The sequence below is a fragment of the Kordiimonas lipolytica genome, from assembly GCF_042651265.1.
Classification (GTDB): Bacteria; Pseudomonadota; Alphaproteobacteria; order Sphingomonadales; family Kordiimonadaceae; genus Kordiimonas; species Kordiimonas lipolytica.
In genome coordinates this window covers 547,338-560,650 of record NZ_JBHSCR010000001.1, presented here as the reverse complement: position 1 = coordinate 560,650, position 13,313 = coordinate 547,338, and the positions used below count along the sequence as shown (strand labels likewise).

At 50.9% G+C, this 13,313-nt stretch carries 11 protein-coding genes; all 11 read right to left on the bottom strand.

Translation table 11 applies throughout. The features are described from left to right. Positions 1 to 69: 69 nt before the first annotated feature. The gene (locus tag ACFO5Q_RS02670; RefSeq protein WP_068148430.1) at positions 70 to 1,296 is read right to left on the bottom strand and encodes a glycosyltransferase family 4 protein; all 1,227 of its coding nucleotides are present in this window, start codon (positions 1,294 to 1,296) and stop codon (positions 70 to 72) included. Next, the gene (locus tag ACFO5Q_RS02665) at positions 1,296 to 2,771 is read right to left on the bottom strand and encodes a heparinase II/III family protein (RefSeq protein ID WP_197421109.1); all 1,476 of its coding nucleotides are present in this window, start codon (positions 2,769 to 2,771) and stop codon (positions 1,296 to 1,298) included. The genes ACFO5Q_RS02670 and ACFO5Q_RS02665 overlap by 1 nt, the downstream gene beginning before the upstream one ends. Positions 2,772 to 2,944: 173 nt before the next feature. Continuing rightward, positions 2,945 to 3,652, bottom strand: coding sequence for a class I SAM-dependent methyltransferase (locus ACFO5Q_RS02660; protein ID WP_197421108.1), 708 nt, complete (start codon positions 3,650 to 3,652; stop codon positions 2,945 to 2,947). Positions 3,653 to 3,654: 2 nt separating this feature from the next. Further along, positions 3,655 to 5,784 (bottom strand): bi-domain-containing oxidoreductase, encoded by a 2,130-nt coding sequence (locus ACFO5Q_RS02655; RefSeq protein ID WP_068148427.1) that lies wholly within the window; start codon positions 5,782 to 5,784, stop codon positions 3,655 to 3,657. A 239-nt stretch (positions 5,785 to 6,023) separates the two neighbouring features. Beyond that, positions 6,024 to 6,767 carry an AglZ/HisF2 family acetamidino modification protein gene (locus ACFO5Q_RS02650; protein WP_068148642.1) on the bottom strand — a complete coding sequence of 248 codons (744 nt, stop codon included), beginning with the start codon at positions 6,765 to 6,767 and terminating at the stop codon, positions 6,024 to 6,026. Beyond that, entirely contained in the window at positions 6,767 to 7,390 is a 624-nt protein-coding gene (gene hisH, locus ACFO5Q_RS02645; protein WP_068148424.1) for an imidazole glycerol phosphate synthase subunit HisH, read from the bottom strand. The genes ACFO5Q_RS02650 and hisH overlap by 1 nt, the downstream gene beginning before the upstream one ends. Continuing rightward, complete coding sequence (locus ACFO5Q_RS02640) at positions 7,390 to 8,535, bottom strand: N-acetyl sugar amidotransferase (RefSeq protein ID WP_269448978.1); 1,146 nt, start codon at positions 8,533 to 8,535, stop codon at positions 7,390 to 7,392. The genes hisH and ACFO5Q_RS02640 overlap by 1 nt, the downstream gene beginning before the upstream one ends. Positions 8,536 to 8,568: 33 nt before the next feature. Beyond that, positions 8,569 to 9,723, bottom strand: coding sequence for a glycosyltransferase family 4 protein (locus ACFO5Q_RS02635; protein ID WP_156431971.1), 1,155 nt, complete (start codon positions 9,721 to 9,723; stop codon positions 8,569 to 8,571). After that, positions 9,708 to 10,361: a CatB-related O-acetyltransferase gene (locus ACFO5Q_RS02630; protein WP_082719915.1), complete on the bottom strand. Its 654-nt coding sequence runs from the start codon at positions 10,359 to 10,361 to the stop codon at positions 9,708 to 9,710. Before ACFO5Q_RS02630 ends, ACFO5Q_RS02635 begins: the two co-directional genes overlap by 16 nt. Before the next feature lie 59 nt (positions 10,362 to 10,420). Then, positions 10,421 to 11,683, bottom strand: coding sequence for an oligosaccharide flippase family protein (locus tag ACFO5Q_RS02625; RefSeq protein WP_068148413.1), 1,263 nt, complete (start codon positions 11,681 to 11,683; stop codon positions 10,421 to 10,423). Then, positions 11,676 to 12,992 (bottom strand): hypothetical protein, encoded by a 1,317-nt coding sequence (locus ACFO5Q_RS02620; RefSeq protein WP_197421104.1) that lies wholly within the window; start codon positions 12,990 to 12,992, stop codon positions 11,676 to 11,678. Before ACFO5Q_RS02620 ends, ACFO5Q_RS02625 begins: the two co-directional genes overlap by 8 nt. Positions 12,993 to 13,313: the final 321 nt, after the last annotated feature.

Below are 13,313 nucleotides of genomic sequence, written 5' to 3'. Positions count from 1 at the left end.
GCAGGAAGGGAAAAAGCAGTGTTACTTGCGGATTCTAACTACCAGAAATTTTATAAAAGTGAGATCTAATCATTTAACGACTTTGTGAATGAAGTTCAGCATTGATTGAGCTAGTGCCACTCGATCAAAACCCTTTGCCGAAGCAACCCCCGCCGAAGACATTTGCTGAAGTGAGCAAGGTTCTTTGTCCAAGATTCTAATTTGGTCTGCAAGCTGCTTGGCATTCTCTGGTTCGATGGTTATTCCAGCCCCGGCCTGACGGACGATTTCAGCAGACTCGCCTTCAACTCCCAAAATGATCGGAATGCCCATGCCCATGCACTCGAACAACTTAGAAGGAATCACTGTAGTAAAGAGATCTGATCGGCGTAAATGAATAATTGCGAGATCTAGCACTGACCAATAGCGAACCACTTCTTCCTTTGTCACTGAAGCGCAGAAAATAACATTTCTTAGACCCAGCTGTTTCGCTCGTGCCTTCAATCTTTCGCGTTCAGCGCCATCCCCTAGCAATAGGAGACGGATATTTGCCGATGCTGGGTCGTTCATAAGGATTGCGGCCGCATCAAGTAGCGTGTCTAGCGCATGCGCCATTCCATGCGTTCCAATATAGCCGGCGACAAAACAGTTCTCGATACCAAGTTTCTGGCTTAAAGTGGGGTCCTTGGACAGTGGATGGAAACGGCGGCTGTCGACACCGTTGGTTACTACAAAAATCTTATCGCCGTCGATACCACGCGCCATCAGATTTCTCTTGAATGAGTGGGTAACCGAAATCACCGCTGAAGCGCGGCTATATAGGAAGACCTCCAGCTTTTCAAGCAAGCCCAGTATACGCCTGTTTTTCATTGCGCCTACGGCTCGGATCGATTCCGGCCAGATGTCACGCAGCTCAAAAACAAATGGTTTGCGCTTCACGGCAGAAGCCGCCCAAGCTGCTACTGCCGTGAAAAATTGAGGAGAGGTGCCTATGATCACGTCCGGCTTTCTGACAAAAAGCGCGGCGAGAAACCCGGAAAGCATGAAGCTTATAAAATCAAGCGTGCGCAGGACGAAGCCCTCGTTGCCTGTCACGTAGCTCCAGACGCGAATAACGCGGATGCCTGCCATTTCTTCCTGTTGCCAGAAACGGTTACGATAACCGTCAAAAATCTGGCCTTTCGGAAAGTTCGGAGCGCAGGTAATTACCGTGACTCGGTGCCCGACCTTCACCCATTCGCATGCATGCTCAAAGGTGCGGCTAGCCGGAGCGTTGGTTTCTGGTGGAAAATTATCGGTCAGAAATAGAATATGCATCAGGCAAAGTCAGGGTCAAAGGTGAGATCGAAGGTCAAGTCCCCGGTGAAAGCGAGGGACAAGCATTGGCTAGGCAAACTTAGTCCGAAGCGAGGATGCCAGGTGCTATCCTCAACATTGGCAGTAGCGCCGGCGGCGTACCAACGCAGCACTCGGCCCGAAGCCAGGCGCAGCGTACCAGCATCTGAAGACGTAGCCTCTGCGATGACGCCATTCGGTAGGTAGTACCGTGCTACACCCTTTGCGGCTGGCTCCAGCCGGTCAACGACACGCAGCGTTGTATCAGTGAGCTGCCATGAACGGCTGTGGTGCGGGCCTCTGGGCAGGCGGGTGTAACCATCATGTCGGGCCGCGAGAATTAGCGCCTCGCGGGTTTCATTGGCCTCTACTGCATAGACTCTAGCGCGCTGCGCCACGCGAAATCCACTCCAAACCTCCGAAGAATCCTCATTGCCGACTTGGACAGTCGAATGCGCAGATGTTCCGCGCTGGCGCAGGCGTTCAGCAGACGTACCATATTCGGAGGTGCCGGAATTAACAATCACGCGCTCTGTGCCGAGCGAAAGCTCGAAGGACAGTGTATCGGCATGGGCATGACCGGGCAGATAATCCGGTCCTATACGGCCTACATCACAGAGGACCACGATTGATCCCCGCGCCATGCGAGCAAAACCACTGTCAACTAGATACGTAAGTCCTGGCGCCAACGGAGCGACAGAAATTCCCAACCGCGCGGCATAGGCATGAAGACAGTCATTCTCCGGTGCGACGCCAAAGGCTGCATCGTTGAAAAAAGAGATCTTGCCGTCCGGGTGCGACATAATGTTGAGCCAACGAAGCATTCCCGGCAACCGCGCAGCGCAGCCACGCGCCAAGGCCTGTTCGGCGGCAGAAAGTCTGGAACCATAGGCCGTCATCAAGTTCACTATATCCGCCAAGTCCTCCACAGCGAGGGCATGGTACATCGGCGACAGCTCGAAATGGCCGCCATCGGGAAGTATCTGTTCAGGCAGCTCACGAAACAAGATCGCCATAGCCTGCTTGCGCCAATTAGCGGCCTCCGGTCCATCGAAGTAAAAGCCGGCGAAAATAAGCGCTTTCGCATTGGAAAAAAGATGGTTGCCGAGCAGGTGCCATTCCAGCCGACGCATCAACCAGCGAGTTTGGACAGCAAGACTGTGCTGTGCGGCCTCATTTAGGGTGTTGCCAGCCAGCGCCCATTTGATCCAGTTCACAATGCGCAGCGAAGTAGGATAAGGCTCCCAGCCCGAACCTTGGCCTGGCGGGTTGGCTGCAATCCAGTCGGTTATCAGCGCCTGATGCCACGCTCCGCGCGAGTCCGCTCCTTCGGCGTTCAGGTCATCGAAGTAATGCTGGTTGTAGCGCCAAAGCTTGGCTTTAGCGGGATTGTCCCAGCCATGCGCGTCCAGCGACCCTTTTTCATTGAGAAACCGAAACACCCTTGGTCCGGTCATGCTGGGCGCACGGTAGGCAGGCGGCTGCCAAATTGCGGACCCAGACCAGATGCATGGTGCCGATGCCAGATCTGGGCGGGGACGGGCCAACAGATACCATAGCCGTCCATAAAGCTGCACGGGCCGAAGGTGCCGGATCGTGCGCCAGAACCGAAAGGCGTAGCGCATCACGGTCATGTAGGTTTAGACAGCGTCGCGACCAGAAGGATGCGAAACCGCGCCAAATAAGGTACAGCATTTACAAGCCTTTCATAGGCCAGCCCCATCAGATAGGTGAGTGTGGTGATCCGCAGGTATTCTGGACGCCCTTCAATCAGTTCCAAACTGTCGATTTGAAGGCCGGAGTCCGCGGCTATCTTGCGAACCTGTGTAGGTGAATTGCATAGGTAGTGCGTGGGGAAGGTGTCGGTCTCGTGCCGCCCCCGCAAGCGGTTGATCCATTGGTGAAAACGATGCGAGGTCAGGCGGGCAATGAGTGGCATGTAGTGGTTGCGGTTCGGTGTCTTGAATAATAGCTTCCCGCCGGGACGCAGAACGCGGGCAATCTCGCGGACTACCTGTTCGGGGAAGTCCAGATGCTCCATAACATTGTCGGCAATCACTATATCGAAACTGGCATCGGGATATGGGATTTCGCCCGCGTCCGAGACCCGCCCCTCATCCAGAAATCCATTTTCTGAGACCCTCGGGTCAAGGTCGACACCGCAGACTTGCTGAGCAAGTCCACGGAAATTCATCTCCTGCACAATTCCGGCGCCAGCGCCAAGGTCCAGAATACGGGTGTCAGAATCAATGACCCGCAGAATCCGTTCGCGGAACATTTGGTCATCCCAGTTTTTGTGATAATCGGGATAGAATCTGCGATCGATGATCTGGATCATGCTCATTGCCGCACAGCCTCCGCTAGTTTGATAGTGATCTCAGTGGTTTCAAATACTTCCGCAAGTGGCACAGGCGCCACGGCCCTGCATTTGACTGAAGCCATGAACGCCGCGACCAAGGCGTCCACCCCCTTGTTTTGCCTCCAAAGATTCATCTTCGAGAACCCTGACCAACCCCAGCCACGTAGCCTTATGAAGTTGTCCAGTTGAAGAACCCTACCCGCAGCAAAGATCTCGACCCGTTCCTTAGGGAAGCCTTTGTGGCCATTAGCCAAATACAGGATCGTTGCTACCGACCCGTCTGCGAATTGAAGCGTCAGGCTGACTTTGTCGTCATTGACGGGCGTCGAGGGATGCCGCCCCAACGCCACCCCATGATGTGCCGTGACTGGATGCCCAATCAAATGGCGAGCAAGATCGATGAAATGGCAGGCTTCGCCAATGATGCGCCCGCCGCCCACGACAGGATCCTGTGTCCAATGATCTGGTGGGATTTCACCCGCATTAACAGTGATAATGAGGTTTTTTGGCGCTTTAATCGGAGCGAGAAGCGTCTTCATTTTCACTACCTGTGGCGCGAATCTGCGATTAAAGCCAACCACAAGTTGCTGCTCCGGTCGTCGGTTAGCCTCAGCCTTGATCTCGGCCAGTTCGGCCAGCGTCAAACACAAAGGCTTCTCACAGAAGACATGCTTACCCGCTCGCAGTGCGTCTAACACCTGTGTCGCGTGAGCGTCATGACGGGTAGCGACCACTATGGTGTCGATCTCGCGATTAGCCAGCACCCTCGAGGCATCAGTGGCCGCTTCTCGGAAGCCGAACTTCTTACCGAAACGCACCGCGCTGATCCCACCAGAACTGACCACTGTACCGAGATCGGCGCCTGCCGTCTTGAAGGACGGGATGAGAACCCGGCTTGCGTAGTTTCCCGAGCCAAGGAAGGCGACTCTACCTTTACCAGCCTTCGGCTGCACGTCATCTAGTGTGACGACGCGTTCGAGAATCTGCGCTTCGCCATCGATACCGCCCGGATAGTTGATGAGAATACCCATGGATGGCTCGCTCGAGGTCAACAGATCCATTGCCTCTGCCGCCTGTGCCACTTCGAAACGGTGGGTGATCAAGGGCTTTACATCGAGCGAACCAGATGCCATGAGATCTAGCACCGCTTCGAAGTTGCGCTGCTCGGTCCAGCGCACGAAACCAATGGGATAATCCTGCCCGCCTTCCTCGTAGTTGGAATCATAGCGCCCCGGTCCATACGAGCAGCTGACCTGAAAGGTCAGTTCTTTTTCATAAAAATCGTCGCGCGACAGATTCAGACCGACCACGCCCACCAGCACAATGCGGCCGCGCTGGCGGCACATTTGCGCAGCCTGGCGCACCGGCTCGTTACTGTCAGTTGCTGCGGTGATAATTACCGCGTCGATGCCCTGCCCCCGCGAGAATGCGGCGGCGGCATCGAGCACATCCTCACCCTTTCCTGGGTTCACCGTCTCCGCGCCGAACTGCCGTGCCAGCGCCAGGCGACTATCGTCAAAATCGATCCCAAGTACGCGACACCCGTGGGCGCACAGCAGCTGCACTGCCATCAAGCCGATCACGCCAAGGCCAGTAACCACCACGCATTCACCCAGCGTCGGGTTGGCGAGGCGGATGCCCTGCAAAGCAATGGCGCCGACCACAGTGAAGCTGGCCTCCTCGAGGGAAACGTTTTTCGGGATACGCGCACAGAGGTTTTTCGGCACGGTGACGTATTCGGCGTGCTTCCCATTCGAGACCACGCGGTCGCCCGGCTTGAAACCATCGACACCATTTCCAGCGTCGACCACTTGGCCGACATTACAATATCCGAGCGCCAGTGGCTGGTCGAACTTGCTCTTTACTGCGTCATAGGTGGCGGCGATGCCGTCCGTGCGGGCCTTTTCCAGCACCATCCTCACCTTGTCGGGCTGCTGGCGGACCTTTGATATCCATCCAGATTTGCCGAATTTCACCAGCATGCGCTCGGTGCCGGCGGAAACGAGAGAAATATCGGTGCGAATTAGCACACTGCCAGCACCAGCGCGCGGCACTGGAACGTTCTCAAGTGTGGTGGTGCCGTCCTTAAGGGATTGAAGAACTTGTTTCATTTGATCAACCTTTGATAGCCTACGATTTTGTACGCGCATATTTAGGGTTGGAAAATACCCATTTTTGGTACTGCGGCACCGGTAGCTAATTTTACGAAATCTTTTTCATTGCACAGCATGATCGATAATTTGTTCGAAACCAAAAGTTTATCGTACGTACGGGGCAAATTCAAAGCATACATAACACTCGTCGTTGGTATTGATCAGACAACACGTAGCTGTTCTTGATGATACACCTATCATGGTCGAGCATAACTTATCAGTACGGCGCGATACTTTCCCTTGAAGACAAAGAGACTACCGGCACCGGCACCGATCGGGCCCAGTTCGGAGGTCAAAGCGCGTAGGTCATCGACAGATCCGGCGCCGCCGACGACAGTCATCGGTGTCGTGATAGCCGCACGGACCTTTCTGGCCAGATCAAGGTCATAGCCCTGCATAATTCCGTCTCGGTCAATCGAGTTCAGCACGATTTCGCCTGCGCCAAGTTCGGTGCATTGAACAGCGAAAGTGACTGGATCGATATTGTGTTTTTGCTTGGCGTTTTGCGAATAGACCCGGTAGCTTGCGCCGAACAACCCCTCTTTCTTGACGTCAATAGTCACCACCACGCTTTGCCGCCCGACACGTTCAGCCATCTCGCGCACCAACTCGGGGCGCTCCAGCGCCGCATGGCTAACCGAGACTTTTTCGTACCCAAGCGCGATGATTTGAGCTGCGGTTCCCGCGTCCTGAACACCGCCTCCGTAACACAGCGGCATTCTGCTTTCGGTAGCGATGTCCCTAAGGAGCCCGAGATCAGGCCCCTTGCCCGATGTGGTTGCGTCAATGTCAAGCAAAGTCAGTTCATCGACTTCCTTCTCGTTGAAAATTTTCACCGCATTGATCGGGTCACCAACATATTTCGGGTCACCAAATTTTTGAGTTTTGACAAGCCCGTTGCCGCGCAACAAGAGGAAGGGCGTGATCCGAGACTGCAGCATCATTCGACCTCCACGAAGTTCTTGATCAGGCGGATACCATTCGAATGACTTTTTTCCGGGTGGAACTGTGCCCCTATGATGTGGCCCTTGCGTACGATGCATGGCAGAGCGCTTCCGTAGGATACCGTAGCAACTATATCCTCTGGATTTTGCGCATCGAAAAAAAATGAATGCAGGAAATAAAAGCCGCGCCGCAGATCGACGCCCCTCAGCAGCGGGTCAAATTCCTCAGTCGCGATACTATTCCATCCCATATGCGGCAAGTGTGGGGAAGGGCCAAGAGTGCTTGTTTCGATTTGGGTCACATGACCAGGAATCCAACCCAACCCCCTACGGGCCCCTTCATCGCTTCCATTCGCTAGCAAGTGCATTCCGACGCAAATCCCCATAATCGGCTTGCGTTTAACCAGAACTTCAACTTCGAGCGCCGAGAGTATCCCTGAAACCTGCAGCGTTGCAATTGTTGGATCAAAAGCACCGACACCCGGCAATAGGAAATGGGTGGCGGTTTTGAACGCCTCAGGCTCAGCGGAAATGACAAAGGGAATCCTTTCGCGCTCGCAGATATTGGCGATCGCCCGAATATTACCGGAACCGTAGTCAATGATACACAGTTTAGCCATCACCGCTTTATAGACCGCTCGACGCCAACAGCACGCAGAACCTTTGCCCCGAGGTTGAAAAAAGATTCTTGGTTGCTGTAATCTTTGTAACTTTTCAAGGGCATCGTATGGTAATGGCGCAACTCATCAATGGTGATACCCAACTTTTTTGCAATATAGGCGAACTCGTCCTCGATGGTGTCAGGGTCATACGCTGGCACTTTCAGTTTTTCCAAAGCCTCTTCGCGGGTCATTTGGTGCGTCACAACCAATGAAGAATACTGCACTTTGCGCGTGTCGAAGCCAAATCGGGTCGGCATCCAATAGCCTTCAAAGAATTTGGTAAAACGACTTTCAAAATGCTTCTGAGGATATGCGCGCCAGCCATACTCATCGCGCAGCGTCTTCATCGCCACCTCCTTCGTGTAAGGCATGTAGTTTAGTGGCCGGACCACTTTGACTTGGCGTAAATAACGTAAATAGAGCTTGTGGGACAAGATTGAACTGAATGGATAATTTTTAAGCGGACGCGTGCAGAACCGTTTACGGATATCATTGATCAACCACATATCCGTTCCATAGTATAACCACTCTAGGGGGTTGCGGATGCATTCGGTCGAAATGTTGCCACCATTCATAATGTGCTTTACGTTATATTTGTTGGCAAACTTGTATAGAGTAGCAAAAAAAGCATGATCCTGCGGGATGTCAATTTGCGATATCCCCGACTTGAAGAATGCCAACTGGAAATCACGCATGTCCTCCCAATCGATGACCTCAGTGAACAGGTCCAGTCCCAGTTTGTCGACTAGCATCTGAATGTTGTTGACGGCAAGATCACTGTTCCAGCCGCCATCTACGTGGAACACGAGAGGGCGCAGATCGAACTCTTTGACTAGAAGATGCAACATATATGAACTGTCAAGTCCACCGCTAAGGCCGAGAATGCAGTCGAAATCATGGCCTTTTCCGACTTTGCGCACTTCGCTAATTATAGCGGAAAGCGCGGCCCGGCCCTGCTCATCAGGGTGCCAGTTCGGTTTCACGTTTTTTTCGAAATCACGGCAATGGTCGCACACTCCGTACTCGTCGAAAGTAATCGCAGAGTCGGTCGTGTCCATAACGCAGTTGGTGCAGATCTGATAGGTTCGGGTCGAGGGTTTCAACTTTGATAACCTCCAAGGTTAAAGATATTACACTCAAGCTTTGAGGAGACGCATTGCCAGATTTTTGTAGTCCAATGTCTTTCTAGCAAAGCGCAAGGCTATCGAGCGTTTGTCAATGCTGTCCCAAGTCAAAGCATCGCGCATTGCGTTCAGCAGGGTTTTTCGGTCGTTCACTAGGGTTGCGCCAGCTTTAACGTAGGGTTGGTGTCCAGGTACGTCAGCTATTATTACAGGACACCCACAACACAAAGCGTTTTGCATGGTAACCGATTGCGTGCCGGGTTGAAGATAAACGTCAGCAGCGCAAAGAAGATCGTTGAGTTGCTCGGAGCTTTTCCAGCCAAGAAAATTAATCCTTGGGTCTGTCTCGATCTTTGACAACAAGTCCTCCTTGATCTCGTCGACCAAAAGGCCAGTGATCCAGAACCTCAGGTGTGACCCTTCCATTTGGGCAAATGCTTCAAGACTGTCGGCCAGTTTCTTTCTTTTACTCATTTTTCCGGACTGAAGGAAAACAAATGCATCGTCCGAAAGACCGTATTGAGCACGCGTTTTCAACCTGCGATCGGAAATCTCAGACGGTGCTAAAACGTTACCGCCAAGTGGAAAAAATTCAAGTCTGTCACGCGAAACACCGTAAAGTTCCGACATGAATTCCATAGATTCTAAATTGATGCACAGAACCTTTCGGATGTGTGGCAACGCGGTTTGCATTCGATTTCTGTAAAACAATCGGTGTAAGATGTTCTTTGATACAAAATTACGCGCGCTGTTATTGAAGTCCTCATGACTGTCTGCATACAGCAGAACATTGGGGTGGCTAGCGGCATATCGAGCTACGGTAACAATCTCGTTTCCGGCACATCCATGGAACATCATTGCTTCCGGTCTAAAATCTTGGATCAACTTATAAATTCCTGGGTGAATTCGAAGCTTTCGCGCTATTTTCTGCGGTAACCAACTAACATATGGGACACGAATAATCTTTGCACCATCTGATCCGATGTAGGTTCTCGGTTCAGTGTAACGCAAGCCGCCTTTTCCGTCGAAGGTCTCTGTCGAAGCGATGACCAAAACATCGTGACCTCCGTCAACGTGTTGACGAACCAAATGGTTCTCTTGGTATCCTGCATCATCAATGTAGAAGCAGGACAAACACAGGTGCAGGATCTTCATTTTTTTGCCCATTCATTCAAGAACTCTTGCGGATCATCAAACCAAATTGCCCAACGGCCGAGTTCTTCATCTGAAAGGTGCCACCATTCCGTCGACAAAAGCTTTTCAATGACTTCTTCAGAAAAGCGTGTTCGGAGCACTTGTGCTGGGTTGCCTCCCACAACGGAATACGGAGGAACATCTTTAGTAACAACGCTGCCCATCGCTACGACAGCACCATGACCAATCTTGACACCTGCTCGTACACGGCAACCATAGCCCAACCAGACATCGTTGCCGATCCAAGTCCTTGGCAGATCAAGATATTCAAACCTCGAGAACTTTTCTTTTACACTATCTCGGTGAGACAGAAAGACTGGACTGGTTGAAACAAAGTGCATCGGATGATTTGAACCACCCACAACAACATTATCCGAAATGGAACAAAAAGAACCAACGGACACGTTTAGAAAAATACAATCATACCCGCAGTAGGAATGCCGCCCGAATTCACTACTTACGACTTGGCTTCCGGGTTCGATTTTCGACGTACGATGGATAAATGAATTTCTAACCGCGGCAGGACGCAAGCGTTTTAATATTCTAGAAAGAATGTACCGCAAGTCTCTCAACAGATTCAGCTTTCGATTGAAGCGGTTTTCTTTTGGCATCTTATCCATCATTCACGTTGTGGTAATTCGCTTTGTGAGCTAAAAATTTATTTCTATCTTCAGTCTCTGGCGGAGACCAAAATCACGATGGAATAGATTCCATAATGAAAAGCCGAACCGATGGCAAAGCCTAGCACCGGGTCAACACCACCCATCGCATAGCAAAGCCAGATTGAGCCGACCTGAAGGACAAATCCAGAGACCTGAACTAGAAGTGCAACTAGCTGTTTCGATTTAACATGCAGTACAGTTGCGACTGGTACAACAGAGAACTGCAACAATGCAGCGGGAATTAACCACGAAAGGTACTGTGCAGCACCTATCCAGTCATCGCCGAACAATCTTACAGTCAGTGGCTCAGCCAGCAAAGATAGGAAAATTGCCAATGGAAAAGCCGACATAAACAACGTTAACCATAGCCTGAGGGTGAAGAAAAATAGTCTTTTTTTACGGTCAAGTTCTGGTGCCTCGCTCAAAAACACACGTGACAAGTTCCCGCCAATTAATCCGACAGGGATGCTCGTCAGTCTTTGTGCTACATAAAGCAATCCTCCAGCCTCGTATCCTACCAACGCGACAATAAGGATCATCGGCAAGTTTGCACTAGCAGAATTAAAGAGTGCTTCGGGCGTAGAATAAATGGGAAATCGCCAATTTTTTCGAAGCGCGGCGAAAATATCAAAACGCGTCATTTTTTTTAAAGCATCGAGATTGATCCACACAAGGCTCCAGGCCAGAAACAGTGCGCCCATCCCCATATAGATCGACTGACCGACCAGAAGTCCGAATGCGCCAATGCTAAGGAAGCCCATGCCGATTTGCGAGCTCGCGCCGATCAACCCACGCACAACATGAGAAATGGCTAAACTCCTAAATTTTTTCATGCGAATCGCCCAGTATTGGATGAGCGAGAATATCGCAGCCGACCAGAGTGCCAGAACCAACAACCACCAATAGGATATGATTACGTCTTGTATAGTATCTTCCCACAACTCGACGGTTGCTAAAAGCGCTACGGCATAAAAAACGGAGATAAGCGTTGCGCTGACAAAGGCAAGCGTAACTAAACCCAAAGCTTCTCCATCGTCTTGCGGGATCGGGATCGCTAGGTCGAACCGAAAACAAGCCGCTGGCAAAAGTAGGAGAACCAAAGAAGAAAAAGACGCAAGTACACCAAAATCCGCAGGGACATACAATTGCGTGGCAACCGGCAATGCGAAAAACATTATCGCCTGCCCAGCGGCGCTACCACTAGCGAGGGCCATAAACCGTTTGAACATAGGATTTTGCAGCACAGCGATCACCGGAGTGAACTCAAACACGCGCTGGCTGCTTGATGGTGCTGCTTCCCATTGATGCCAAATTCCTTGAGGAACCGAACAACCAAACCGCAAAGGTGCCAACAATAATTCCGTGTGATAATAGTGCGGTAAGAAGATCTGCATCGGCCCAAGCAACACGATAGGGCAAAAACAAGATTGCCGCTGGAATATAGGGATGCACTCCGGCTTCTATTAGCCGCCGGTTGATACGAATAAAGGCACCAATAATACTTCCATAAACAACAACACCAACAACACCAAGTTGGGCAAATCCAGCACCTACAAGGCCTGAGTTAAAGTTTATGTCCATGTCTGATCGCAAAAAATCACCCACAAGGCGAGGCAGGAATACCCGTGTGTATTCATTGCTCACAACTGGCGACAAGAGATTGTCCGCGAAAAATACTTTTGGGTTCTCAGCAAAGTAATTAACCCATGAATATGTCGCAGACGCACCCACAAAGAGAGAGCGACGAATAGCCAGTGCACCGAAAACTTCGAGATTCAAAGCCAAGACAACTAGGTTTAAGACAAGCAAAATAATCCCAAGCAATACGAAACCGTCTTTATATGAAAATTCTTTTCTATAAAGCAGGTAAGCTATCAAGACCAAGCTGGGTGTGAACAGATGAGATCTCTGTTGTGAAACACCGAAATAGATCACATGCAAGGCAAGTGCAAGACCAATCATCCAAGCTGACTTCCGTTGCAGTCCTATCGCAAGAATCAGGGGTGTAAATACTTTTTGCGCCCAAAGATTGGTGTAAGCAAATAACCCGATGTCTACGGTGTCCGTCAGATCACTCCGAAATTCATAAACCCTGCCAATATCGAAGTTCATTCCGAACAACGCTCCCGAAATCGCTGCATTCAACAAGAACAGGACGGCGAAAAAGATGCTAAGCGTAAGTAGATATTTGCGGCCATTATTCGGCAAGGCTATTTTGACTTTTCTCATGGAACTCGTAGCACTTACCAAATAGGCTGAGCCGATTGCGAGCGCGGAAAGAAACAAGGTGTATCGAGACCTGTCATCGTCCATGCCATAAATTGAAGCTACGGGCGCGTAGAGGAAAACTATTCCGCTAAAGAATGCGAGCCCACCAGCCGACCTCGAGGAGAAAGGAACAAAAAGCAGAACCAACGCCAACCAGATAAAGGACTCAAGATATTGGAAAATTGAAAAATTGATCACAAACGGGGTCAAGAAGTGATTTGCGAAAGCATCGGTCAAATAGGTTGCATAAGATATATCCAAAGCAATCTTGAAAAATACACCCGCTGCAATGTATCGCCAACGATCCGACATTGAAATCTTATTTGCTGAGAATATAACCACTAAATCTATCCAAAATTTATCATGACCCTGTTGCACAAATCACCAAAGGGACAAGTTTCTCGTTCCCACCGACAGACTTTTTCCAACGATTTAGGTGACGGATATGCCGAGTGCGGCTAGGCTATTCAGAACGGCGAACAAACCTGAAATTCTGTAAACAGACCTGCACTACATGCCCGCTATCGGCCGTGCTCGCTGGTCAGCTTAACCTCACAATATCATCTCAAATCGTCAGCGGACCAAGGCGCTTCAGCGCTTCTTTAAAAGCCCCCTCAGTTCTTGGTTTTATAG